The sequence below is a fragment of the Chryseobacterium sp. MFBS3-17 genome (assembly GCF_020687745.1).
Lineage (GTDB): Bacteria > Bacteroidota > Bacteroidia > Flavobacteriales > Weeksellaceae > Marnyiella.
Genome location: NZ_JAJEWK010000002.1, coordinates 1 through 24,156, shown reverse-complemented (window position 1 = coordinate 24,156; position 24,156 = coordinate 1). Strand labels below are relative to the sequence as shown.

Sequence of the window (24,156 nt, the reverse complement as noted above, 5' to 3'; positions counted from 1 at the left end):
AAACAATGCCCGTCATCAAGAAACAGAGTACAAAATCAAGTTTTACATTTCAGCGTAATGTGGCGATCTTCGGCATATTACTGTTCATTGCCAAACTTGCCGCATGGAAACTGACCCATTCTGATGCAGTTTTCTCTGATGCGATGGAGAGTACCGTCAATATCATTGCCGCATTTATGGGATTGTATGCATTGTACCTGGCAGCCAAGCCAAAAGACAAAGAACACCCGTACGGCCATGGCAAGGTAGAGTTTGTGACTTCCGGAATAGAAGGAGCGCTGATTATTTTTGCGGGCATTGTCATCATCATTCAGTCCATCAACTCACTGGTGCGGGGCAATATCCCGGAAAAACTGGACTGGGGAATCCTCATTATTGGAGTCACCGCTTTAATCAACTATCTGCTGGGTTATATTTCCTATCAGAAAGGCCTCCGGCATAATTCGCTCGTTTTGCAAAGCTCCGGCAGACACCTCCAGAGTGACACCCTGAGTACCGTAGGAGTGATTCTGAGTTTAATACTGGTGTATTATACCCGACTCTATTGGCTGGATGCTGTGGCAGCCATACTTTTTGGCGGCTATATTATTTTTGTAGGGTATAAAATTATCCGGAAAGCACTGAGTGGGATTATGGATGAGGCTGATCTGGAACTCATCAACAGACTGGCCAAATTCCTGAATGAAAACCGAAAAACCCAGTGGGTCGATTTGCACAACACCCGGATTCAGCAGTTCGGGAGCGGTCTTCATATAGACGCTCACCTTACGCTGCCCTGGTATTTTGAGCTTCGCGAAGCGCATGATGAAATGGAGGAAGTCTATAAACTTATTGCAGAAAATACAGAACGGCATATTGAATTTAATTTTCATCTGGACGACTGCAAACCCTTTTCCTGTCAGATTTGCCAGCTTGCAGAATGCCCGGTAAGACAGCATGATTTTGTAAAACGAATAGAATGGACACGCGAAACCATTTCACAACAGGACAAACACCGCCTTCATTCTGATAAAAGCACGCCCTCAGGTCACATTTCTAAGCACCCAGAACAATAATACCACTGCCAGAACAACGAAAATTGCGGTCTGACCGAAAAGAAATGCCCGCATCTTCGGAAACCGCCTTTGCACAGAAGCCCGGCGAAACAATATACCGGCAGCCAGATACGGAACAGCAGAGACCAAAAGCGGATTGTGCGCAAAAGCCTCGCCCACACGCAAGTGCATCAATGCATGAACAGCGCGCTGCGAACCGCACCCCGGACATTGCAACCCCGTGACCGAGAGGAAAGGACATTTGGGAAACCAGGCAGAGTCTGCCGGGTTATTAAAAAAATACAAAAGTCCCAGAATGAAGACAACAACCGAGACAGAAAAATAAAGATATCTACGGGTAATCTTAGACACCGGCGGCACTCAGGAGCATCATTCCTCCGAAGAACACAAAATATATCACCAATCCCACAATCCCTGAAACAGCAGAAATCAACACCATGGTTTTTGCCGTTTGCGCAGACTTGAAAGCTCCGTCTACATCACCGCGGGCAAATTTACCCTCTACCCCGGCGGCATACACAATGCCTACTACTCCCAGTGGCAGACAGCAGAATAAAGTGACCAGAATAGACTCTACCAGCCAGTTCTTAGGCGGCTGTGCACCAAAGTTACCCTGATTTCCCATGTTTTGATGTGTGTTTTCCATTATTGATTGTTTGTGTAAATATAATAAAAAATAGAATTTCTGCATCATATTTATACTTATTCTAAATATCATATTCCCGATTTCCACTTAAAAATTTCGTATTTTTGAAGTCCTTAAAAAATTAATCAAAATTATACAGATATGACATTCGACATTGATATGATTAAAAAGGTGTACGAACGTTACCCGGAGCGCATTGCCAAGGCAAGAGAAGTTGTGGGAAAACCGCTTACCCTTTCAGAAAAAATTCTTTACACCCACCTTTGGGAAGGAAATCCGACTCAGAATTATGAGCGCGGAAATTCCTATGTAGATTTCGCACCAGACCGCGTGGCGATGCAGGATGCAACAGCACAGATGGCATTATTGCAGTTCATGCAGGCAGGCAAAGCAAAAGTGGCAGTACCCTCTACGGCACATGCAGATCACCTGATCCAGGCCAGAGTAGGCGCCGAGGCAGATTTGCAGGAAGGGATTAACAAAAACTCTGAAGTATTCAACTTTCTGAGTTCTGTTTGTGACAAATACGGAATCGGTTTCTGGAAACCGGGTGCCGGAATTATACACCAGGTAGTTCTGGAAAACTATGCCTTCCCGGGCGGAATGATGATTGGAACAGACTCTCATACTGTAAATGCCGGAGGTCTGGGCATGGTAGCCATCGGAGTAGGTGGCGCTGATGCCGTAGACGTAATGGCAGGGATGGCATGGGAACTGAAAATGCCAAAACTAATCGGGGTAAAACTGACCGGCAAAATGTCCGGATGGACCGCTGCCAAAGACGTGATCCTGAAAGTAGCCGGAATTCTGACTGTAAAAGGCGGAACCGGATGCATCGTGGAGTATTTCGGTGAGGGAGCAGAATCTCTGTCCGCTACCGGAAAAGGAACCATCTGTAACATGGGTGCAGAGATCGGAGCGACTACTTCCACTTTCGGATATGACGATTCTATGAGAAGATATCTGGCCGCTACCGGAAGACAGGATGTGGTAGATGCAGCAGACCAGATTGCAGAACACCTTACCGGTGATGCAGAAGTATATGCCAACCCTGAACAATATTTCGATCAGGTAATTGAAATCAACCTTTCTGAACTGACTCCCCACCTGAACGGACCGTTCACTCCGGATCTGGCTACACCGGTAGCAGAATTCAGAGAAAAAGCAGAAACCAACGGATGGCCGCTGGAGGTAGAATGGGCACTGATCGGCTCTTGTACCAACTCTTCCTACGAAGACCTTTCCAGAGCAGCTTCCATCGTTGAAGACGCTTTTGCTAAAGGCGTAAAACCAAAAGCAATCCTGGGAATCAACCCTGGTTCCGAACAGGTAAAATACACCGCAGAAAGAGACGGTTTCCTGGATTCCTTCAGAAAATTTGAATCTGCCAGAATCTTTACCAATGCCTGTGGACCATGTATTGGCCAATGGGACAGAGAAGGTGCTGAAAAAGGAGAGAAAAACTCCATCATCCACTCTTTTAACCGGAACTTTGCCAAAAGAGCAGACGGAAACCCGAACACCCATGCTTTCGTAGCTTCCCCTGAAATGGTTGCAGCAGTGGCTATTTCCGGAAGACTGGATTTCAACCCGATTACCGATACCCTGACCAATGAAGCCGGAGAACAGGTAAGACTGGACGAACCAAAAGGATATGAACTGCCTCCAAGAGGTTTTGATGTGGACGACAATGGTTACCAGGCGCCGTCTGAAGACGGTTCTTCTGTAGTGGTGAATGTGAGCCCGACCTCAGACAGACTTCAGTTGCTGGAGGAATTCCCGGCATGGGACGGACAAAACATTACCGGTGCGAAGGTACTTATCAAAGCATTCGGAAAATGTACCACAGACCATATTTCAATGGCAGGACCATGGCTGAAATACAGAGGTCACCTGGACAATATTTCCAATAATATGCTGATTGGTGCCGTAAACGCTTACAATATGGAAACCAACCATGTAAAAAGCCAACTGACCGGCGAGTATGGTGAAGTACCGGCGGTGCAGAGAACGTATAAAGCTGCCGGCATCCCGTCTATCGTAGTAGGAGACGAAAACTACGGTGAAGGCTCCTCCAGAGAACATGCGGCCATGGAGCCAAGACATCTGGGCGTGAAAGCAGTACTGGTAAAATCCTTTGCGAGAATTCACGAAACCAATCTGAAAAAACAGGGTATGCTGGGTCTGACTTTTGCAGACAAAGCGGACTATGATAAAATTCAGGAAGACGATACGGTAGATTTCACGGATCTGGATCAGTTTGCTCCCGGCAAACCACTGACCCTGGTATTTACCCATGCAGATGGTACTCAGGACACGATTATTGCCAATCACACCTACAATGCTCAGCAAATTGACTGGTTTAAGGCCGGTTCTGCACTGAACCTGATTAAGCAAATGGAGAACTAAACGGATCTTCCAAACTATTAAAAATCCTTCAGAGCCAAGCTTTGAAGGATTTTTTTACTTTAGTATCATCAAACACATCATACGGGGAGAAGTAGCACCTTATTCACAAGCGGCCCACAACGCATCACGAGCCGGCACCGGCGCAGTAATGACCATTGATTCTTTGGTCACAGGATGCACAAATTCCAGCCGGCGGGCATGCAAATGAATGCCCCCATCTGGATTGGAACGCGGCGAGCCGTACTTCAGGTCACCTTTCACAGGCACCCCAAGTCGAGATAACTGTGCACGAATCTGATGATGACGACCGGTCTCCAGATCCACCTCCAGCAACTGAAAATTATCCAGAACTTTAATAATTTCGTAATTCAGGATGGCTTCTTTTGCTTTCTCCGTAGGCTTTGTAAAGACCGTGGCTTTATTGGTTTTCTCATTCTTCTGCAGATAATGAATCAAACGACCTTGCTGCGGAATCATTTCTTTGGCCACCACTGCCCAGTAGATTTTCCTGATCTCCCGGTTTTTTACCATCACGGTGAGGCGGGTGAGTGCTTTTGATGTCTTGGCATAAATCACAAGACCCGAGGTAGGCCGGTCTATACGATGCACCAGACCCAGGAACACATTTCCGGGTTTCTGATCTCTTTCTTTAATAAAATCCTTGATGAAGTCAAGCAATGAAACGTCACCGGTTTTATCTCCCTGTACCAGCTGGCCGGCTTTTTTGTTAATAATCAGCAGATGGTTGTCTTCAAAAACAATCTGCGATGCGTCAAAGTTCTTGTGATGACGGGTCATGACTGATCACGCTGCACTTTAGGTCTGTTAAACAGGGAAATAATGACACCCGCAAACAACCCGATTGTTTTAATAGCGGCAAAACGGTTTTCTTCCGGTATAAAAGAACCGGCTATGCAAAGCACACCGGCAATATACATAGGATAGATGAAATTTTTATTGGAGATTACAGGCGCCATGAATAAAAAACTGGCCCCTATGAGCACAAAAAACACCTTCCGGTACAGAAAATCATTGATTTCCGGCGAAAACAGATTCATCCAACCCGCCACCAGACAAAATATTGCTGCCAGGGAAAGAATCCCCTGTATCATTTGTAAATTTTTCATTAATAACTTTCGTTTTGATTAGGAAAATCAGCGGTTTTCACATCACTTACATACCGTGAAACTGCTCCGGTAATTTCGGAATGCAAATCGAGGTATCTTCTCAGAAATTTTGGCGAAAATCCTTTGTTCATCCCCACCATATCATGATACACCAGCACCTGTCCGTCACAATCTGCCCCTGCACCTATTCCTATGGTAGGAATAGAGATGCTTTCGGTTACTTTTTTGGCCAGACCGGCCGGAATTTTCTCCAGTACCAGAGCGAAACATCCCAGTTCTTCCACCAGGCGCGCATCACTGAGTAATTTTTCTGCCTCGGCATCTTCCTTGGCCCGGACTTTATAGGTACCGAACTGATAGATGGACTGTGGCGTAAGTCCCAGGTGTGCCATCACCGGTATTCCTGCATTCACAATCTTGCGGATGGAATCTTCTATTTCTGCACCGCCCTCTATTTTAATGGCGTGCGCACCTCCTTCCTTCATCATTCTTACCGCAGATTCCAGCGCTTTCTCCGGGTTGCTCTGGTAAGTCCCAAAAGGAAGATCTGCCACCACCAGCGCACGGTCTACACCCCGTACTACGCATTGCGTATGGTAAATCATCTGATCCAGGGTGATGGGAAGCGTTGTTTCATGCCCGGCCATCACATTGGCCGCAGAATCACCCACCAGTATGGAATCTACCCCGCCGGCATCCACCATTTTTGCAGTAGTAAAATCATAAGCCGTAAGCATGGTTATCTTTTCTTTGTCGAATTTCATTTTTCGCAAAGTTTCTGTCGTAATTTTCTTTAATTCAGAGTGAACGGACATAGCGCAGTCTGGTATTTGGTTTTCTGCCATCAGCAATGCAGAAAATAGAATAAAAGAACAGCCGGCTGCTGATTGCTGGCTGTATAAAATTAAATGATAACGTGTCCTAATTTAATGAGCTTGTCGTGATTCAGAATTTTAATGGCTCTGCCTTCAGTTTCAATCAGTTTATCCTGTTTGAACTCCGAAATGAGCCGTATGGCACTTTCAGTAGCCGTTCCGATGAGGTTGGCAATTTCCTCTCGGGTAAGTGAGATATTGATAAAACCTTCAGGGTCTGTTCCCAGTTTTTGCTCCAGTAAAAGCAGAATTTCTGCCAGTCTTTCGCGTACGGTTTTCTGAGCGAGGAATGTTACGGTATTGGCACTTTCGCCAAGTTCAAAAGCGGTCTTCTGAAGCATGACAAAAGAAAGTTTACCATCGTTTTCCAAAAGATACATGAAAAATTCTGCCGGAATTTTCACTGCCTCAATATCGGTCATGGCTTCTGCCCGGGCTTGGAAATTTTCACCACAAAGAATAGAACGGTAGCCTATGAGATCATCTTCTTTAATAAAACGAAGAATCTGCTCTTTGCCATAGGAGCCCTGCTTGGCAAGCTTTGCGGTTCCTTTCTTTATAAGATACACATTCTGAGGAAGTTCCTGTTCATCAAAAAGCATTTCACCTTTGCGGTACTTCACATTTTCTGTAGTATGCTGATACTTTTTAAAATCTTCGGCAGAGAGTCGTTTTTGCAGTTCTTCCGCACTGAATACATCCCGAATCAGCTTCTCCAGCATCATCTGTTTTTCCTGAGACATTTTTATGATATTTATCAGCAAAAATAGGGCTTTTTAAACGGAGGCACAAAGTTTTTTACCCTAATTTTGTACATTCAATAAAAAAGAAGAGTGGCGGATAATTGTTTTCATTGCGGACAACTTGCAGATACAGAGCGCATAACACTGGACGGCAAGGTATTTTGCTGCACCGGTTGCAAATCTGTATACGAAATATTAAACCTGAACGGACTGCAGAATTTTTATGAACTCAATAAAAGTTCCGGCATCCGTCCGGACAAAAACACACAGGAATTTGATTATCTGGACACCCGGGAGATTTTTGATGCCGTAACCGATTTTTCTGAAGGTGAAACCACGCTGGTGACTTTCAAAATTCCTGTTATCCATTGTTCATCATGCATCTGGCTGCTGGAAAGTCTGCACACGCTGCATCCGGACATTAAATATTCGCATGTCAATTTCACCCGGAAAACCGTTCAGATTTCCTTTAATCACCAGAAATTACCCCTCAGTGAACTGGCAAAATTCCTCACCAATCTGGGATACAAACCGGTCATTAATCTGGAAACGGCAGATAAAAACCCTGAAAACTGGGACAAAAGCTTACTGATTAAACTCGGCATTGCCGGATTTGCCTTCGGAAACGGAATGTTTTTCTCTTACCCGGAATATGCCGGCGAAATCCTGGGTTCCTCAGATTTCTGGTTTGATAAATACAAGCATCTCTTCCGCTATATCCTGTTCCTGCTGTCTACACCGGTGGTATTCTACTCTGCTTCCGGCTATTTCCAGTCGGCATGGTACGGACTGAAAAATAAAGTCATCAATATAGATGTGCCCATCGTTCTGGGAATACTGGTATTATATGGACGCAGCATCTATGAAATGATTACAGACTATGGCCCTGGCTACTTTGACACCCTCTGCGGACTGTTATTCTTCATGCTATTGGGCAAGGTTTTCCAGCGCAGAACCTACAGCGCCCTTTCCTATGACCGGGATTATAAATCTTTCTACCCCATTGCCGTAACCAAGGTCGATTTTGAAGGCAAGCAAAACAACATCATGCTTTCTGAGCTGAAAATCGGGGACCGGATTATGGTACGCAATCAGGAAATTATTCCGGTAGATGCCATCCTGATCAGTGGCGAAGGCAATATAGACAACAGTTTTATCACGGGTGAAAGTGCAACGGTGACCAAGAAACCGGGCGATAAGATATTTGCCGGTGGCAAGCAAATGGGATCTGTACTGGAACTGGAAGCTATAAAAAATGTAGATCAAAGTTACCTGACCCAGCTCTGGAACAAAGAAGCCTTCAAAAAGCACGAAACCGGTCTGGACACCCTCACCAATACCATCAGCAAGTATTTCACCATCATCATTCTGGGCATTACCCTGGCCGCCGGAATCTATTGGTATCAGATTGATACCGAAAAAATGTGGCAGGTAGTTTCTGCCATTCTGATTGTAGCCTGCCCTTGTGCGCTGGCACTTTCGGCGCCGTTTACCTTTGGGCACATTATGCGGATTCTGGGCCGAAATAAATTCTATGTAAAGGATACTTTAACCATCGAGAAACTCTCGAAAATCCGCACTTTGGTCTTTGACAAAACCGGAACCATTACCCAAAGTAAAAAATCAAACATCACCTATACCGGGACAGAAATTGCAGAAGCAGATTTAAAAAACATCAAATCACTGCTGAAAAACTCCAATCACCCGCTGTCCAAAACGCTTTACGAAAACATCAAAACCGAAGATGAATATTTCCCTGCCGAAGATTTCACGGATATTCCTTCTAAAGGTTATAGTGCAAAGGTACGTGGCCACGTCTACAAAATAGGTTCGGCAGGCTACAACGGACAGCCGTTCCAGAATCTGGAAACAGCGGTGTACATCAGCAAAGATGATGAATACCTGGGCCGGTTTATCTTTAAGAATGAGTACCGCCCGAATCTGAAGGCATTATTCGGCAGACTGCGCAGGTTCCACATCCATGTACTGAGCGGGGACAATGCATCAGAGGAAACACATCTGCGGACAATGATTCCGCAGGCAGAAAAAATGAGTTTCAACCAGGATCCGGAAAGCAAACTGAATTTCATCCGTGAACTTCAGGAACAAGGTCAGAAAGTGGCGATGCTGGGCGATGGACTGAATGATGCCGGTGCACTGAAACAGAGTAATGTGGGAATCGCAGTGGCAGATGACACCCACTCTTTCACCCCCTCATCTGATGTGATTATGCATGGGGACAAAGTCACCGTATTGGATCAGTACCTGGATCTTACCCGGGATGCCATCACCATTGTAAAATGTACCTTCGCTCTGAGCCTTACGTATAACGTCATTGGCCTTACCATTGCCGTTCTGGGATATATGTCACCGCTGGTTGCAGCCATACTGATGCCCATCAGCTCCATCAGTGTGGTGATTTTTACGAGCGCAACCACCTGGATCAGAAGTTTTAAGTACTTTGGGAAGCCTTTTTAAATAAGAATTTTTGGTCTTATTTAGAAACATTTTAAATTAATTGATTTTGGTGTTTACTGATTAATATCATTATTTTTCTTTAAATTTGGGCTTTCATATATTACTAAATTTGCCTTACAATATGGATATACTCTACTTGATGATCATTTGCAGCGTCTCTGTAGGAGTAGTATTCCTGATTATCTTCATCTACAATGCAAGAAAAGGGCAGTTTGAAGATGATGAATCGCCCGCGATCAGGATGTTGCTGGACCGTGACAATCCTGCTGACCGACACGAAGATGACCAAAATAAATCTGCAAATAAATCAGAAGAAAAAAGTGATTAATTGATATGGAAACACAAAAGTTTAGTTATGACAATAGTATTGTCCGGGCATTCCTGTACGCGACGGTTGTCTTTGGTGTGGTAGGATTCCTGTTCGGACTTACGGCAGCCCTCATGCTGTTCTATCCCGAATTACCGGAATTTTTCCTCGGTACTGATGATGACACCATCAAAAGTCTTGCAGCCGGCAACATTCAGGGATTGATCAACTCCCAGGGTGCATTTGGCTTCGGAAGAATCCGGATGTTGCACACAAGTGCCGTGATTTTCGCCTTTGTCTGTAACGGATTCTTTGCCGGTGCATATTATTCTATGCAGCGTTTACTGAAAACAAGAATGTACAGTGACACCCTTTCGTGGATTCACTTCTGGGGCTGGCAGTTAATGATTGTAGCGGTAGTAATTACTTTCTTCATGGGGATCAATACCTCCAAGGAATATGCAGAACATGAATGGCCGATAGACATTTTGATTACGGTAATCTGGGTGATTTTCGGAATCAATATGTTCGGAACCATTGCCAGAAGAAGAGTGCGCCACCTGTATGTAGCGATCTGGTTCTACCTGGGCACGTGGATTGCTATTGCCATGCTGCACATCTTCAATAACCTGGAAGTTCCGGTATCTTTTGCCGGCTGGAAATCGTATTCCGCTTATTCAGGTGTGAAGGATGCATTGGTACAATGGTGGTATGGGCATAATGCAGTAGCTTTTGTACTGACGACTCCTATTCTGGGGCTCATGTATTATTTCCTGCCAAAAGCAGCGGACCGCCCGGTTTTCTCCTATAAATTATCCATCATCCACTTCTGGTCACTGATTTTCGTATACATCTGGGCCGGTCCTCACCACTTACAGTACACGGCGCTTCCAGGCTGGGCACAAGCTCTGGCCACCGGATTCTCCATCATGCTGATCGCTCCGTCCTGGGGAGGGATGCTGAACGGACTTCTTACCCTGCGTGGAGCCTGGGATAAAGTAAGAGAAAATCCGGTATTGAAATTCTTCGTGGTTGCGGTAACCTGTTATGGTATGGCCACCTTCGAAGGTCCTTTGCTGGCTACAAAAACTTTAAATAAAATCGGTCACTACACAGACTGGGTAATCGGTCACGTACACGTAGGTGCACTGGGCTGGAACGGATTCATGGCATTTGGTATGATTTACTACCTGCTGCCGATTATGTGGAGAACCAAACTTTGGTCTGTAAAACTGGCCAACTGGCACTTCTGGCTTGGAACTTTAGGTATTATATTCTACGCCGTTCCATTATATATCGCCGGATTCACTCAGGGACTGATGTGGAAACAATTTAATCCGGACGGAACGCTGGTTTATAAGCAGTGGCTGGATACTGTAACGGCGATTATTCCTTATTATATCATGAGATTTGTAGGAGGATTCCTGTATATCTCCGGAGCAATCCTGATGTGTATTAACGTTGTTGCTACTGTAAGATCAGGTTCTTTCCAGAAAGAAGTTCCTGCAGAAGCACCTGCACTGGCCAAAATCAGTAATGAACGTAAAGAAGGAGAAGGTAAACACCTTTGGCTGGAAAGAATGCCGGTATTGCTGTCCATTCTCGCTTTCGTGGCAGTTGCGATAGGTGGTGCTGTTCAGATTATTCCTACGCTGACCATCAAGGAAAACGTTCCAACCATTTCGGCGGTAAAACCTTACTCACCACTGGAACTGGAAGGAAGAGACCTGTATATCCGTGAAGGCTGTAACTCCTGTCACTCGCAGATGATTCGTCCGTTCCGTGATGAAGTGGTACGTTTTAACGGTAAAAACGGACAATACTCCAAAGCAGGTGAGTTTGTATATGACCGCCCGTTCCTTTGGGGATCTAAGAGAACCGGTCCAGATTTGCACAGACAGGGAGGCAAGAACCCAAGTTCATGGCATTACAAGCATATGTACAACCCGAGATCTACCTCTGCAGGTTCCATTATGCCAAGATATCCATGGCTGATTGCCAAAGACCTGGACAGATCTACTATGACTGCAAAACTGAATCGTCTCAAAACCACGTTTGATGTTCCATACACCAAAGCAGAGATAGACAGTGCCGACCAGTGGGCAGATAACCAGGCTGCCAAGATTGTAAAAGATATTTATGCGGAAGCACCGGATTTGAAAGCAGCATACGCTACAAGACCGGCAGGCGAACTGGAGAAAAAGGAGATTATTGCACTGATTGCTTATCTGCAAAGATTGGGAACAGACATTAAAACGACCGAAATTCAAACCGCAAGTATCGATTAATCATCAGTAAATAAGATTATGATACCTCAAAGTTTAAAGGATATAATGGCGAACGGAGATTATGCATCATTACTGCAGATATTCTCCCTGCTGGCACTACTGATATTTTTTCTGGGACTGATATTTTATGTATTCAGCAGGCCAAAAAAATATTATCGTGATGAAGAGCGTGCCCCTTTGGACGATGACCAACCATTTAATTCAAATAATTAACCATCATGAAACAGAGAACCCCGGTTTACATTAACATTATTATTGTACTGGTATTGTTATTCATCGTTTATTATATGTTTGTGCAAAGCACAGCATTCTTCTCCTCGCCTTATTTTTGGGGAACGGTAGTAATCGGTATCATTATGTCATTTATTCACCACGCCATTGGTGACCTTATAGAAAACGACCGTTTTAAAAAATTATCTCCAGAAGAGAAGGCTCAGTATCTGGAACTGAAGAAAGAAAACTACTTCGTAGGGCTGTACAAGGGAGCATTCAAGAAGCAGTCTAATACTGAAGAAAAAGATATCCTTATCGACCACGGGTTTGACGGGATTATGGAGCTGGACAATCAGTTGCCGAAATGGTGGCTGGGACTCTTCTACTTCGGCGTAGCATATTGTGTTCTGTACATGGCCTCTTTCTTCCTTACGGATTTTGCAGATCCTATTAAGGAATATGAAATAGAGCACAAAGAGCAGATTGCGAGTATTGCTAAATGGATGGAAGAAACGCCGCCACCAACTATAGAAAATGCAGTATATTCTGCAGATAATATTGCTGCAGGTGAAGAGGTTTTTAAAACCAACTGTGTGTCCTGTCATATGGACAATGGTAAAGGAGGAATTGGGCCCAACCTTACAGATAACTACTGGATTAACCAGCCGGAATCCACGCTTTTCAAAACGGTTTTCCACATGGTTGAAAACGGTTCCCAGAACAACCCTACCATGCAGGCATTCGGAAAAAACGGGGTACTTACAGGATTTGACATCCAGAATGTGGCTGCCTATATTTATCATATTAACCAGGAAAAACAACCAATAACTGTGGCTGAAGGAGGGGCTGCTCCGCAAGGAGACCCGGCCAACTGGGAAAAAGAATAAGAAACTTTGAAAAATATAGAAAACATAATTCGTTATTAATTCACAAGTGAAGAGGTAGCGAATTATGTTTTTTCTTTTAAAATAATTGCTAAAGATAATGTCAGAAGATACCAACTACAAAGGAGGGCAAGGACAGGTTTTAAATCCGGAAACATTCCGCGATTCCGTGGGAACTATGGATCAAACCGGAAAACGAAAGTGGGTGTTTCCCCGCAAACCAAAAGGAAAATATACCAATTACAGGTACCTGGTATCTGTAGTTTTACTCATCATCTATTTTGGAATTCCATTTATCAAAATAAACGGAAATCCAATGCTACTCATTAATGTGCTGGATCGTGAGTTTTACATTATGGGGCAGCCGTTCTATCCTCAGGATTTCTTTATCCTGGCACTTGGCGCTATCGCTTCTATTGTGTTCATATTACTGTTTACGGTAGTTTTCGGGAGAATATTCTGCGGGTGGATCTGCCCTCAGACTATATTTCTGGAAATGATTTTCCGCAAAGTGGAATATGCCATAGAAGGCGACAGAAACAAGCAGATGCGACTGGATAAACAGCCCTGGAATACTGAGAAGATCTGGAAAAAGGGATTGAAATGGTTCATCTTTGCACTCATTTCCCTCATCATTACCCATTTCATGTTCATGTATATTGTAGGTTACGAGCAGGTACTGCAAATTATGGCAGAAGGTCCCTTCGCCCACCCTACCAATTTTCTGGTCATGATTCTCTTTACCGGTGCGTTTTACTTTGTATTTGCGTGGTTCCGTGAGCAGGTTTGCACCCTGGTTTGTCCATACGGAAGACTGCAGGGGGTACTGATAGACAAACAGACCATTAATGTATTCTACGATTACAAACGCGGCGAGAACCGTGCGAAATGGAGAAAAAATGAAGACCGGAAAGCGGCAGGAAAAGGAGACTGTATAGACTGCCACCAGTGCGTGGTAGTATGCCCTACAGGAATTGACATCCGCGACGGACAACAACTGGAGTGTGTAAACTGCACCGCCTGTATAGACGCCTGTGATGAAGTGATGGTGAAAGTAGGTCTGCCAAAAGGCCTCATTCGGTATGCGACCGAAGATGAAATAGAATCGGAAAAACCATTCAGATTTACCAACCGGATGAAAGCCTACAGTGTAGTGCTGATGCTGCTCATCGGATTCCTGGGATTCCTGCTGTATAACCGTGCAGAAATGGAAGCAAAATTCATTAAACCCGTAGGAACTTCATACGTGGTACGGGACGGCTACATCTATAATACGTACAATTACACCTTGCTGAATAAAACCAACAACGACCGCGAAATCACCATCAAAGTCATCAGCCCGGCACATGGCGAGGTCAGAGCCATAGGCCAGAAATCCATTCATGTAAACAAAGACGAAATGGCCAAAGGTTCTGTTTCTGTGAGTTTCCCGGAAAAGGAGATTACCCGTGCCAAGCAAAACATTGTCATTGGTATTTACGATGAAAATGGTAAACTTATTGATGATTATGAAACCTATTTCGAAGGGCCGTTTAAATTACAGTTTTAATAAAAAAATATGTTGAAGAAAATATCGTGGGGACACGGCGTTGCAATCGCATTGGGAACATTTATGCTATTTATACTGGGACTTATTTTCTATTTCACCAGTACCATGAGCAATTCTGAACTCATCACCGAAAATTATTACGAAGAAGAACTTGAATATCAAAAAGTAATTGATGCCAAAACACTGGCAGAACAGCTTCCAGAAAAACCTGAGTATATACAGAACGAAGAAGGAATCCGTATTGTTTTCCCGGCAGCCATCAATAATAATAACAGCACCTTCCGCATAGACCTGCACCGCGCAGATGATCAGCGGCTGGACATCATCCGGGATATGAAACTGGACAACAGAAACAGCATCTTTGTACCGGCAAACGTGATGGTTAACGGGCATTATGTTCTGCGGATGCACTGGGTAAAAGATCAGAAAAACTATCAGTTGGATTACGATTTAGAATGGTAATATGGAAACCGGTCTCTTGCTTTCGGCACTGATTCTGGGATTTGCTTCTGGATTTCACTGCATAGGAATGTGCGGCCCCATAGCCTTGTCTATGGGTCTCACCCGTGAACAGGCACTGAACTTTCAACTGCAAAATATCACTTACAACCTGGGCAGAATATGTACCTACGCTTTGCTGGGTGCTTTACTGGGCATTGTAGGCGAAGGATTTCACGTGGCGGGCATTCAGCGCTACCTCACCATAGGAGTAGGCCTTTTGCTGATGATTATGGCCGTATTTTCATTCGGCGGAAAAGATTTTGCCTCAAAAATTCCCTTCCTGTCAAAGTTTTTATTGTCTGTAAAAATGAATCTCGGCAAATACCTGCAGCGTCCGGGCTATTCGTCCCGGTTCATTACAGGATTGCTGAATGGATTTCTGCCTTGCGGCATGGTCTATATGGCGCTCACCGCATCTCTGGCAGCAGGCGGAATATGGCAGGGCGCTTTGTACATGGCCACTTTTGGGCTGGGTACTTTTCCCTTTATGTTTGCAGTGGTCTTCTTCGGAAGTATGATGAGTTCCGCATTCCGGCTGAAAGTCCTGAAGATTGTTCCTATAGTCATGCTCATCCTCGGCGGATTATTTGTACTGCGTGGTATGGAACTGGGCATCCCACTTGTTTCCCCAAAAGAAGAAGCCATGCAGGTCATCCACAATGACTCTGCGGAGCATCATCACGGAGATCATTCCACCTGTCATTAATATCTTGTTCAATGAGATTCGCAGGTTTATCTGAGATTGTCTTTTCACTTCAAATCACCCGAGAACATTTGCTTTAACTTCGGCATTTTATTTGAATCATACATTTGAAAAAATCAAAGAAATGCTCAAGAAATCCGGACTATGGCTCGCAGCCGGCATACTCATCCTGCTGCAATCCTGTTCTGTAAACACCGAAACCACGTACTATAAAGATGCGGCGACCAGCATGGAATCCAGTATCCTGATTGATCAGGGTATGATGGGCATGCTGAAAATGCTGGGCACAGAAGACCAGACAGTTCACGCTGTGCCGGATCTGCAACAGATTACAACGGAATGGAAGAGTCTGTACGATATGCAGAAGGACGGCAAAGTCGTGCTGAATGAAAAGGAAGTGGGTGCGCTGAAGAAAATGTTTGTAAAACTGAACAAAAACAAAGGTGAAATTCTGGGCATTTCACTGAAATCCGATAAACTGCAGCCTGAAGAAATTGCAGAACTATTCGCCCATAAAAAGGAACTGAAAAGTATTCCGCTGCAGGATATTGCCCAGTGGAACGGCAGCAAACTGGAAATAGACACCGAAAAATTTCAGATAGCGGAAACCCTTTACGACCTGCAGAAGCCGGAACGTACTCCCTTGCCCAAACCCAAAACGAAATCAGACTCCGTAGAAGCCTATGGCAGACAAATGGCAGACGGGATGCTTAATCTGATGAAAATGGTGAATGGAAACTTCACGCACACCCTTAAATTCCAGCGGCCAATTCAGAAAATTGTAGGGAAACATGACTTTGTAGAACAGCTGGATGACCGTACTATTCGGGTCAACGTAAGAACTGCAGATCTCTGGGATGAGGATAAAAAACTAAAGAATAAAGACAAAAAAATTGTGGTGCACACCAAATAGATCAAGTCATACGAGACCGTTCGTTATCAAAATAAAAAAAAATCCACCGCTGAAGCGGTGGATTATATAGTATAGATCAAATAATCGTCAATCAGCTGATCATATCAAAGCGGGCATATTCTGCCACTTTTGCAGGAATTTTAATGCCGTTTTCCGTTTGATTATTTTCCAGCAACGCGGCCATAATCCTTGGCAGTGCCATAGCAGATCCGTTCAGGGTGTGTACCAGTTGTGCCTTGCCTTCACTGCCTTTGTACCGGCATTTCAGACGGTTGGCCTGGAAGGTTTCAAAATTGGACACAGAACTTACTTCCAGCCATTTCTCCTGAGCGGCGCTCCACACTTCAAAATCATAGGTCATGGCAGAGGTAAAGCCCATATCACCACCACAAAGTCTGAGGATGCGGAACGGCAATTCCAGATCTTCCAGAATTCCTTTCACGTGCTGCACCATTTCTTCCAGAGCTTCATAAGATTTTTCCGGATGTTCTATGCGTACAATTTCCACTTTTTCAAACTGATGCAGACGATTCAGGCCACGAACGTGCGCCCCGTAGCTGCCTGCTTCCCGACGGTAACATTGTGAGAATGCCGTATTTTTAACCGGAAGATCCTTTTCGTCCAGAATCACATCACGGTAAATATTGGTCACAGGTACTTCAGCGGTAGGAATAAGATAGAGATTGTCTTCATTCACAAAATACATTTGTCCTTCCTTATCCGGCAGCTGTCCGGTTCCGTATCCTGACGCTTCATTCACCACATGCGGCGGATTCACTTCCAGATATCCCGCGTCGGTGTTTTTATCAAGAAAATACTGCACCAGTGCTCTTTGCAGACGCGCGCCTTTACCCAGATAGACCGGAAAACCAGCTCCGGCAATTTTCACGCCCAGTTCAAAGTCAATCAGGTTGTATTTCTTTGCCAGTTCCCAGTGTGGGATGGCACCTTCGCCCAGACCTTCCACATCATGAGACTGGTACACCACTTCATTATCTTCTGCAGCGGTTCCTGCTACTACTTTGCTGTGGGGAATATTGGGAATCAGGTACAAAATTTCCTGAAGTCTGGATTCGGTTTCTTTCAGTTTCTGCTGCAGTTGTTGTGAATTTTCCTTGTACTCAGCCGTTTTTGCCTTGGCAGCTTCTGCTTCTTCTCTTTTGCCCTCCTTCATCAGCATCCCGATTTCTTTCGAGATTTTATTCATCTCTGCCAGATTCTGATCCAGCCCGAACTGATACTTTTTTCGTTCATCATCAGCAGCAATGGCATCGTCTACCAAATGCAGCTCTTTGAAGTTTCTTTTAACTAAACCTTCGGAAATGCGCTCTTTATTATCGCGCAAAAAATTAACCTGTAACATCTAAAATCGTATTGATGAGTGATTATTATAGGGAATAACAGCCCGTGACCTGCAGAAAATCAGGCAAAGGCACTATTTTTCACCATTCGTGCAAATTTACAATTTTTCTGCTTGCCGAAACGCCTATTTATGGATTTGAATCACATTTGGCTGGCCGTCTGCTTTGGTAAAGACCTGTACATTATTGTATAAGGCAGATGAAAGTTGAAAAACCTGAGCGGTATACAAGTAATTCAGTACCAGCGTATCACTGGTCAGCGCGGTGGTACTGTCATTAATGCGCCGGGTCATGTTCAGGGCAATGCGGGAGCGGTAGGTTTTCTGTTCCGGACTCACAGAATCGGTCAATATGCGGGTTGCTCCGGCAGTATACTGAATATAGGTCAGGGTATCTTCATTTTTTCTTAAACTCACTGCTACCGGAGCATTATCGGTCTGGCCATCCACATCGTTCATGGTTACCGAGAAGTATGATCCCGGAATTTTGGAATTCAGCATGTCCTGACCCAGTGAATCTATATAAAGATGTACCACCTGATCTATGCGCTGCAGTTCATCTGTATCCTGACGGCAGGAAAGAACGGCTGTTCCCAGTACGAGGAAGGAGAAAAAAAGATTTTTCATGAAACAAAGATAGAAAATTGAACCTTTCGGCCATCAAATATCCGGCATTTCCTGCGTTAATGACGGCGGAATTTTCTTATCACCAGCCGCCATTCTGCGCGGGTAAGTACAAAATCTCTCACACTGAAATGTGTGATGCGGTAAAATTTAAACAATAAAATGCCGGATGACACGCAGTACGATAACGTGGTTGCCACACATGCACCCGCTACGCCCCACCGCGGAATCATAAAATAAGAGGCCACCGCCGTAACCGCCAGGCCGGCGAGAGATTTCACATTCAGAATGCCCAGCGCATTGATACCCGCAAAATAATGTCCAATGATGTTACTCACCGCAATGGCCAGAATCCCGGGAGACAGCAGCATAAAAATCATTTTGGCCTCATGGAATTCCGCACCGAAAATTAAGGTATACACCTGCGCCGGAATCAGGAAAATAATCAGGATAAAAAATAAGGTAATCACAAAACTCAGTTTCAGGGAAATTCTGGTTTGTTTCAGGGATTCCTTTTCGTCTTCGCTATTGACCACTTTTGCATATAAAATCAGGGATAAACTTCTGCTCACCGCCCAGATGGCCTCAGAAAGCGCTACACCTACAGAAAACACCCCCACGCTGCCCATTCCCCGGAAAAATTCAAGGAAATAAAAAGAGAGCCGGTAATTGAGAAACTGCATAAAGGCACTCAATTGGGATTTCCAGCCGTATGAAAACATACTGGCGATGATTTTACCCGAAAAACTGAGGGCAGAAAACTTCATCTTCCTGAGCAACTGAACGGAACTCAGCACAAACAAAAGCGCATAACAGAGCACCAGCGACTGAAAATAGGCATCCACCTCACGAATCTGCAGCCCAAAAACCAAAAAAAGCATGAAGAGCAGGTGCCCGGCCTGTTGAAGAATGGAATAGACATTAAACCACCGGATTTTCTGCTGACCAATAAAGAGGTTGATATTGGCCGTAAATAGCGCAAAAAGCACCGAAAGTACCATCAAATACGTGAGGTCATACACTTCATGAATGAGAGTGTGAAATACCACCGGAACCGCCAGTCCCACTACTGCCGACCACAGATACGCATACAGAACAATCTGCTCTGTACGGTGGCGGGATGCAAAATACGTCATGCTGCCGCCCACGAAAACATTGCTCACAAACCCGATGATGGCCAGATCTGCAATCAGCATTGAAATAATGCCTTTGCCTTCGCTGCCCCAGATATTGGTGGTGCAGATGATGATGGCAAAGCTGAGGACAATGATCAGTGCCCGCGCCAGAAAGGTGTGTATAAAAGTCCTGCTCATAGGTTACGGAATTGCCTGTTCTACAAATTCCACAAAATCCTTGTGCAGGATTCCCCGGTGAAACTTTTCCAGGAACAGCTGACGAGCGGCACGAGCGTGTGCCAGATACTGATCCGGATGATCTACATACCACGCAATTTTCGCCGCAATTTCCTCAGCATTTCCAGGATCTGCCAGAAATCCGAACTGATGCACAGGCGCTTCCTTTCTAATCGCCTTCAAATCACTGTAAATCACCGGTTTGCCGGAACCCAGGTAATAAAACAATTTGATGGGCAGGCAATGGTGATTTTCAAAAGTTGCCGGTCTCAGATCAAAACAGAGATCCGCTTCTGCGTACGAATCCGTAAAATCTTCGAATGCCGCCGGTGGTTTTATAATGAGGGATTCCCATTTGTACTTACCCAGAAGCGCTTCAAAATAATCCCCGCCCTTCTCCCGGAATCCCACCAGTAATAATTGGGTCCGGATGTCCGGACGGTTTTTCCTGAAGACATCTGCCGCTTCAAAAAACTGTTCAATGCCTTTCTCCCGACTGAAGGAACCGGTATAGGCCAGGGTGATTTCGCCGGGCGTAAGCGGTTTTACTGCGGGTGAAATATACTTCTGATCCGGATAATAAGTGGAACGCAAACTTTTCTTCCAGAGAAACAACTGTTTCAGGGGGAACTGCTTGTATTTTTCGCCAAAAATCAGCCGGTTGCTCACGGCTCCGGCATAGAGATGAATCAGGAAGAAGCGGAAGAAGTGGAAGATTTTCGCAGGGTGCGGATAACGCTGTAGCATGCGCTGAGAGGGATACCATTCTGTAATGTCATAGATGACGGTGGCGGTATGCTTTCGGGCGAACTGACGGGCAGCCACGACTGCCAGAGGCTCTGAGCAGATGATGCATTGCGGCATAAAATCAGCACAGATTTCGCGCAAAATTGATATTTTTTCCTGTACCGGCAAATGGAGCATCTCCCGGGATTCAATTTCAATGCCGGCCAGAGTTCCAGTAAACACAGAAGATAGGCTACATATTTTCACCTGATGACCGCGGGCGTGCAGTTCCTGCGCCTGATGATAAAAAATCCGGTCGTCGTCATACTGGTGTGCGGTGGTTAAAAATAAAATGCGGGACATAAACTGCTTTAGCGGCGCTGCTTCTGGGCGAGCTACACAAAAATAGGATATTTTGGCGAATCGTTGTTAAAAGCCGGTTTGAAAAACCGGGAAGCATTACTTCTATCCAGTCGCCGGTTTTATAATTTTCATTATCAGCGGTGTCACGACTAATGAAAGGAGTACTGCAGAGATTAACGTCACTATTACGTTTCCATATTGTGCAGATTCCAGTCCAGTTAGAAGTCGGTACATGGCTGCTTTTTTCAGACAGGTTAAAATTGGAGTATTAACTTTAACTTTGGAAAAAAAGCACGATCAAGTCGTGCTCATTTAATACACTCTTTTATATTTGAATACTAAAGAGACTCTAAAACTTCACAATAAGACATTGTGTCGGTATTACTAGGTATCTGGATATTTTGCGTTTGTAATCTATCCATCAAATTATTTTTTAGTGAAAATGAAAAAGGTTTTTCGACTCTTTGCAAAATATTCTTATTTTTAAAATAAATAAAACTATTTTGCTTGCAATCACATATTTTTTCATCCTCACTGCACAATAAATAATATCGATCCCTTTCTTTTAATATCCTAAATATTCTATACTTTTTCTTAAAATTAGTAACTAAATAAAAAGTATCACCATGTTTAAATTTTTGTGCATTTCCCTCATCAACATCTAAATTTTTACTTTTCAAAATTTCATTTATTGAATATTTTTTATCATCAGATGAAAGAAAAAAATCCAATTTGTAATTTAGCACAAACAAACTAGGATTCACTTCAAAGGCCCATTTTCCTGATGAAATAGAATTCCAATCTTCTGTAGTCTGTGAATGTAATGAACTATGACAAACTATAAACAATAGGATGCAACTAAATATTTTCATAAGAATAATTTATTCTGCAAACAAATCCCATGCTTTTGCAAATCCTGCACTAGCAGCACTTCCACCAACAATTCCACCCGCTATACCACCTATAACTGTAGCAGAACCTGCGACAGCACCAGCGGCTGCACCTATTGCATCCGCAACTCCTATAAATAGTTTTTTACAAAAACTTTTTCATCATTATATCAGTCTGTTCATCATCTCCTAATCTAAAAATGTGTTTGTCAAATTCTACAAATCCATTTTTCTGATAAAAGCGGATGGCTCTTGGGTTTTCTTCCCAAACTCCCAGCCATACATAATTCACTTTTCTATCTTCGGCAATCTGCATTGCTTTCTCATACAGCACTTGTCCAACTTTTTTTCCGTGAAACTCTTTAAGCACATAAATTCTCTCAATTTCAAGAGCTTTGTCGTCTTTTAGTTCGGTTTGAGATTGTCCGAAGTTCAGTTTTAAATATCCAATTATTTTTTCGTCAATTTTCGCAAAATAAAATTCTGCGTTTTTGTCATTAAGTTCAGTTTTTAATTTGTCAGTCGAAAAACCATTTTCTAAATAACTTTCCATATTTTCTTCGGTGTTACTTTCAGAAAATGTTTCGTAAAAAGTTTGTCGTCCAATTTTTTGTAATTGGTCAATGTCATTTATTGCTACTTTCTCAATGTCAATATTTTCCATTCTATCTTTGTTGGTCGCAGTTTTGATAAGGTTGCAGCTAACGGTTCGGCAGCTTGGCGAAGGAGCGGAAATCGAAGCACAAATGTTCAGTTTTGCACAAAAGTTCAATCGAAGAACTGAACTTGAATTTAACCACTGAACCCCGCATGACGCCAAACCCTTGTGCTTGTTGCACAACTCCTTTTCCAAAGTTAAACTAATTTTTTGATGGCGACGGGTTTTTGTTGAAAATAATCGTGTAAAACATTGTTATCCAGTTGGTTATGGTAATGATTTATTGTATTACCCGAAAAGTTCACCGAAATGCCCAAATTCTACCCGTACCAGGGATGAATTTGTGGTTTTGCCAGAACCATCTCATCAGAACCGTTACAGCCCGCGTATAAGCCCACCTGAAATCCCGAATAATTTTCCCACCGTAAATCAAAACCTCCCCAAAATCGCTTCTGAAGAGGTCATATTTTACACATTTTGGCCATTATTTGCAGAAAATTGGGGTTGTGCAACGGCGACCATTGTTAGCTGTAGTACAAATTGATTTTTAATGATAAACAACCTTTATTTAATTTATTTGCAAGAGTAATTTTATTTTAGTATATTTGCACTAATATCAGAGATGATATATTATAAGTTACAAACTAGAGTGTTTGATTTACTTTATTTTTAAATTTTTGGTGCCAAGCCAAACACTTCTTAAATTACTGTATTTTACCCCCTTTTGATTTTTACTTTCAATATATTCAATTTATTATTGATTTTAGTCTCATTTTATTAAACGTTAAATATCACACGTTAAGTTGATAAGAATATGAGAGTTTAAAATAATAAATTCTCTTATAAAAGTAATTATTATGCAAGAAGGTACAGTGAAATTTTTTAATGATTCAAAAGGTTTTGGATTTATTACAATTCAAGAAACAGGTAAAGAAATTTTTGTTCATACTTCAAATTTGATAGATGATATCAGAGAAGGTGATAAAGTTTCTTTCCATACAGAACAAGGTCAGAAAGGCTTGGCGGCTGTTAAAGTAAGAAGAATTTAATTATAGTTTAAAGTCAATGGATTGTGGTTAAAAACCAATCAAATCCTAATGTGATTTTAAAGTATTTAAATAAACGCTGATTTCAAAAAGGAATCAGCGTTTATTATTTTGATATTCTATGTGTCTTGAATTGTATTACGGCTAACGAAAAAGTATTTGCGAAGAACGGGCTACTGCAAACCAAAAGTGGAAAGAATACCGCCTGGAGCAAAATGCTTTTTCAGATTTCTAAATTAAGAAAAAAAAGAAAGATGAAAAGCATTTTTGCGGATATTAAAAATAAATTCTCAAAGGAAAACTTCACCCCGTTTTTTGCAAATACACTGTTGAACTAAACCTCCGGTAGCTTTCCCATTCGCCGTTTTAGTAATTTTGTTTTTATTAAACCCTAAAAAACATATAAAATGGCTACAAAAAAAAATCTCCGGAGGAGTTAAGGACTA

At 43.3% G+C, this 24,156-nt stretch carries 24 protein-coding genes; 12 read left to right on the top strand and 12 right to left on the bottom strand.

The window, feature by feature from the left end:
* The first annotated feature begins 5 nt into the window (after positions 1 to 5).
* A complete protein-coding gene (locus LKO26_RS00250) occupies positions 6 to 1,055 on the top strand; it encodes a cation diffusion facilitator family transporter (protein WP_410681348.1) in 1,050 nt (349 codons plus the stop codon).
* Here LKO26_RS00250 and LKO26_RS12790 read toward each other — a convergent pair.
* Positions 1,023 to 1,406 (bottom strand): DUF2752 domain-containing protein, encoded by a 384-nt coding sequence (locus LKO26_RS12790; protein WP_227585790.1) that lies wholly within the window; start codon positions 1,404 to 1,406, stop codon positions 1,023 to 1,025. The genes LKO26_RS00250 and LKO26_RS12790 overlap by 33 nt on opposite strands.
* Complete coding sequence (locus tag LKO26_RS00240) at positions 1,399 to 1,701, bottom strand: CD225/dispanin family protein (RefSeq protein WP_227585789.1); 303 nt, start codon at positions 1,699 to 1,701, stop codon at positions 1,399 to 1,401. Before LKO26_RS00240 ends, LKO26_RS12790 begins: the two co-directional genes overlap by 8 nt.
* 141 nt (positions 1,702 to 1,842) lie before the next feature.
* Here LKO26_RS00240 and LKO26_RS00235 point away from each other — a divergent pair, with 141 nt between their 5' ends.
* Positions 1,843 to 4,110, top strand: a complete 2,268-nt coding sequence (locus LKO26_RS00235; RefSeq protein ID WP_227585788.1) for an aconitate hydratase — start codon at positions 1,843 to 1,845, stop codon at positions 4,108 to 4,110.
* A 99-nt stretch (positions 4,111 to 4,209) separates the two neighbouring features.
* Here the strand turns inward: LKO26_RS00235 and LKO26_RS00230 are convergent, their stop codons facing one another.
* The 4 genes from LKO26_RS00230 to LKO26_RS00215 all read right to left on the bottom strand — a co-directional run bounded on the left by LKO26_RS00230 (position 4,210) and on the right by LKO26_RS00215 (position 6,855).
* Complete coding sequence (locus LKO26_RS00230; protein WP_227585787.1) at positions 4,210 to 4,908, bottom strand: RluA family pseudouridine synthase; 699 nt, start codon at positions 4,906 to 4,908, stop codon at positions 4,210 to 4,212.
* On the bottom strand, positions 4,905 to 5,237 hold the full coding sequence (locus LKO26_RS00225; protein WP_227585786.1) for a hypothetical protein: 333 nt from the start codon (positions 5,235 to 5,237) through the stop codon (positions 4,905 to 4,907). Before LKO26_RS00225 ends, LKO26_RS00230 begins: the two co-directional genes overlap by 4 nt.
* Entirely contained in the window at positions 5,237 to 6,052 is an 816-nt protein-coding gene (gene panB / locus LKO26_RS00220) for a 3-methyl-2-oxobutanoate hydroxymethyltransferase (protein WP_227585785.1), read from the bottom strand. Before panB ends, LKO26_RS00225 begins: the two co-directional genes overlap by 1 nt.
* 89 nt (positions 6,053 to 6,141) lie before the next feature.
* Positions 6,142 to 6,855, bottom strand: a complete 714-nt coding sequence (locus LKO26_RS00215) for a Crp/Fnr family transcriptional regulator (RefSeq protein ID WP_227585784.1) — start codon at positions 6,853 to 6,855, stop codon at positions 6,142 to 6,144.
* 90 nt (positions 6,856 to 6,945) lie between these two features.
* On the opposite strand from LKO26_RS00215, the gene LKO26_RS00210 reads away from it, so the two are divergent.
* The 9 genes from LKO26_RS00210 to LKO26_RS00170 all read left to right on the top strand — a co-directional run bounded on the left by LKO26_RS00210 (position 6,946) and on the right by LKO26_RS00170 (position 16,691).
* The gene (locus tag LKO26_RS00210; protein ID WP_227585783.1) at positions 6,946 to 9,333 is read left to right on the top strand and encodes a heavy metal translocating P-type ATPase; all 2,388 of its coding nucleotides are present in this window, start codon (positions 6,946 to 6,948) and stop codon (positions 9,331 to 9,333) included.
* Positions 9,334 to 9,454: 121 nt separating this feature from the next.
* Positions 9,455 to 9,661 (top strand): cbb3-type cytochrome oxidase assembly protein CcoS, encoded by a 207-nt coding sequence (gene ccoS / locus LKO26_RS00205; RefSeq protein ID WP_227585782.1) that lies wholly within the window; start codon positions 9,455 to 9,457, stop codon positions 9,659 to 9,661.
* A gap of 5 nt (positions 9,662 to 9,666) precedes the next feature.
* The gene (gene ccoN / locus LKO26_RS00200) at positions 9,667 to 11,928 is read left to right on the top strand and encodes a cytochrome-c oxidase, cbb3-type subunit I (protein ID WP_227585781.1); all 2,262 of its coding nucleotides are present in this window, start codon (positions 9,667 to 9,669) and stop codon (positions 11,926 to 11,928) included.
* 45 nt (positions 11,929 to 11,973) lie between these two features.
* Positions 11,974 to 12,141, top strand: a complete 168-nt coding sequence (locus tag LKO26_RS00195; RefSeq protein WP_227585780.1) for a cbb3-type cytochrome oxidase subunit 3 — start codon at positions 11,974 to 11,976, stop codon at positions 12,139 to 12,141.
* Positions 12,142 to 12,146: 5 nt separating this feature from the next.
* Positions 12,147 to 13,028, top strand: coding sequence for a c-type cytochrome (locus LKO26_RS00190; protein ID WP_227585779.1), 882 nt, complete (start codon positions 12,147 to 12,149; stop codon positions 13,026 to 13,028).
* Between the two features lie 97 nt (positions 13,029 to 13,125).
* Positions 13,126 to 14,574, top strand: a complete 1,449-nt coding sequence (gene ccoG, locus LKO26_RS00185) for a cytochrome c oxidase accessory protein CcoG (protein WP_227585778.1) — start codon at positions 13,126 to 13,128, stop codon at positions 14,572 to 14,574.
* A gap of 9 nt (positions 14,575 to 14,583) precedes the next feature.
* Positions 14,584 to 15,036 carry a FixH family protein gene (locus LKO26_RS00180; protein WP_317206362.1) on the top strand — a complete coding sequence of 151 codons (453 nt, stop codon included), beginning with the start codon at positions 14,584 to 14,586 and terminating at the stop codon, positions 15,034 to 15,036.
* Between the two features lies 1 nt (position 15,037).
* A complete protein-coding gene (locus tag LKO26_RS00175) occupies positions 15,038 to 15,781 on the top strand; it encodes a sulfite exporter TauE/SafE family protein (RefSeq protein ID WP_227585777.1) in 744 nt (247 codons plus the stop codon).
* 121 nt (positions 15,782 to 15,902) lie between these two features.
* Positions 15,903 to 16,691 (top strand): hypothetical protein, encoded by a 789-nt coding sequence (locus tag LKO26_RS00170; RefSeq protein WP_227585776.1) that lies wholly within the window; start codon positions 15,903 to 15,905, stop codon positions 16,689 to 16,691.
* A 91-nt stretch (positions 16,692 to 16,782) separates the two neighbouring features.
* Here the strand turns inward: LKO26_RS00170 and serS are convergent, their stop codons facing one another.
* From serS to LKO26_RS00140, 6 genes are all read right to left on the bottom strand, one after another.
* Positions 16,783 to 18,054, bottom strand: coding sequence for a serine--tRNA ligase (gene serS / locus LKO26_RS00165; protein ID WP_227585775.1), 1,272 nt, complete (start codon positions 18,052 to 18,054; stop codon positions 16,783 to 16,785).
* Positions 18,055 to 18,177: 123 nt separating this feature from the next.
* Positions 18,178 to 18,678 (bottom strand): hypothetical protein, encoded by a 501-nt coding sequence (locus LKO26_RS00160; protein ID WP_227585774.1) that lies wholly within the window; start codon positions 18,676 to 18,678, stop codon positions 18,178 to 18,180.
* Between the two features lie 56 nt (positions 18,679 to 18,734).
* Positions 18,735 to 19,988, bottom strand: a complete 1,254-nt coding sequence (locus LKO26_RS00155) for a polysaccharide biosynthesis C-terminal domain-containing protein (protein WP_227585773.1) — start codon at positions 19,986 to 19,988, stop codon at positions 18,735 to 18,737.
* Between the two features lie 3 nt (positions 19,989 to 19,991).
* On the bottom strand, positions 19,992 to 21,116 hold the full coding sequence (locus LKO26_RS00150; RefSeq protein ID WP_227585772.1) for a glycosyltransferase: 1,125 nt from the start codon (positions 21,114 to 21,116) through the stop codon (positions 19,992 to 19,994).
* A 338-nt stretch (positions 21,117 to 21,454) separates the two neighbouring features.
* Complete coding sequence (locus LKO26_RS00145) at positions 21,455 to 21,988, bottom strand: hypothetical protein (protein ID WP_227585771.1); 534 nt, start codon at positions 21,986 to 21,988, stop codon at positions 21,455 to 21,457.
* 163 nt (positions 21,989 to 22,151) lie between these two features.
* The gene (locus LKO26_RS00140; RefSeq protein ID WP_227585770.1) at positions 22,152 to 22,670 is read right to left on the bottom strand and encodes a GNAT family N-acetyltransferase; all 519 of its coding nucleotides are present in this window, start codon (positions 22,668 to 22,670) and stop codon (positions 22,152 to 22,154) included.
* Positions 22,671 to 23,521: 851 nt separating this feature from the next.
* On the opposite strand from LKO26_RS00140, the gene LKO26_RS00135 reads away from it, so the two are divergent.
* Positions 23,522 to 23,713: a cold-shock protein gene (locus tag LKO26_RS00135; protein WP_124985582.1), complete on the top strand. Its 192-nt coding sequence runs from the start codon at positions 23,522 to 23,524 to the stop codon at positions 23,711 to 23,713.
* Positions 23,714 to 24,156 lie beyond the last annotated feature (443 nt).

Bases quoted from the DNA above. Each gene is read 5' to 3' on its own strand.
- LKO26_RS00250 (WP_410681348.1), top strand. From the start codon at position 6: ATGCCCGTCATCAAGAAACAGAGTACAAAATCAAGTTTTACATTTCAG.
- LKO26_RS00240 (WP_227585789.1), bottom strand. From the start codon at position 1,701: ATGGAAAACACACATCAAAACATGGGAAATCAGGGTAACTTTGGTGCA.
- LKO26_RS00235 (WP_227585788.1), top strand. From the start codon at position 1,843: ATGACATTCGACATTGATATGATTAAAAAGGTGTACGAACGTTACCCG.
- LKO26_RS00230 (WP_227585787.1), bottom strand. From the start codon at position 4,908: ATGACCCGTCATCACAAGAACTTTGACGCATCGCAGATTGTTTTTGAA.
- LKO26_RS00225 (WP_227585786.1), bottom strand. From the start codon at position 5,237: ATGAAAAATTTACAAATGATACAGGGGATTCTTTCCCTGGCAGCAATA.
- panB (WP_227585785.1), bottom strand. From the start codon at position 6,052: ATGTCCGTTCACTCTGAATTAAAGAAAATTACGACAGAAACTTTGCGA.
- LKO26_RS00215 (WP_227585784.1), bottom strand. From the start codon at position 6,855: ATGTCTCAGGAAAAACAGATGATGCTGGAGAAGCTGATTCGGGATGTA.
- ccoS (WP_227585782.1), top strand. From the start codon at position 9,455: ATGGATATACTCTACTTGATGATCATTTGCAGCGTCTCTGTAGGAGTA.
- ccoN (WP_227585781.1), top strand. From the start codon at position 9,667: ATGGAAACACAAAAGTTTAGTTATGACAATAGTATTGTCCGGGCATTC.
- LKO26_RS00195 (WP_227585780.1), top strand. From the start codon at position 11,974: ATGGCGAACGGAGATTATGCATCATTACTGCAGATATTCTCCCTGCTG.
- LKO26_RS00190 (WP_227585779.1), top strand. From the start codon at position 12,147: ATGAAACAGAGAACCCCGGTTTACATTAACATTATTATTGTACTGGTA.
- ccoG (WP_227585778.1), top strand. From the start codon at position 13,126: ATGTCAGAAGATACCAACTACAAAGGAGGGCAAGGACAGGTTTTAAAT.
- LKO26_RS00180 (WP_317206362.1), top strand. From the start codon at position 14,584: ATGTTGAAGAAAATATCGTGGGGACACGGCGTTGCAATCGCATTGGGA.
- LKO26_RS00175 (WP_227585777.1), top strand. From the start codon at position 15,038: ATGGAAACCGGTCTCTTGCTTTCGGCACTGATTCTGGGATTTGCTTCT.
- LKO26_RS00170 (WP_227585776.1), top strand. From the start codon at position 15,903: ATGCTCAAGAAATCCGGACTATGGCTCGCAGCCGGCATACTCATCCTG.
- serS (WP_227585775.1), bottom strand. From the start codon at position 18,054: ATGTTACAGGTTAATTTTTTGCGCGATAATAAAGAGCGCATTTCCGAA.
- LKO26_RS00160 (WP_227585774.1), bottom strand. From the start codon at position 18,678: ATGAAAAATCTTTTTTTCTCCTTCCTCGTACTGGGAACAGCCGTTCTT.
- LKO26_RS00155 (WP_227585773.1), bottom strand. From the start codon at position 19,988: ATGAGCAGGACTTTTATACACACCTTTCTGGCGCGGGCACTGATCATT.
- LKO26_RS00150 (WP_227585772.1), bottom strand. From the start codon at position 21,116: ATGTCCCGCATTTTATTTTTAACCACCGCACACCAGTATGACGACGAC.
- LKO26_RS00145 (WP_227585771.1), bottom strand. From the start codon at position 21,988: ATGAAAATATTTAGTTGCATCCTATTGTTTATAGTTTGTCATAGTTCA.
- LKO26_RS00140 (WP_227585770.1), bottom strand. From the start codon at position 22,670: ATGGAAAATATTGACATTGAGAAAGTAGCAATAAATGACATTGACCAA.
- LKO26_RS00135 (WP_124985582.1), top strand. From the start codon at position 23,522: ATGCAAGAAGGTACAGTGAAATTTTTTAATGATTCAAAAGGTTTTGGA.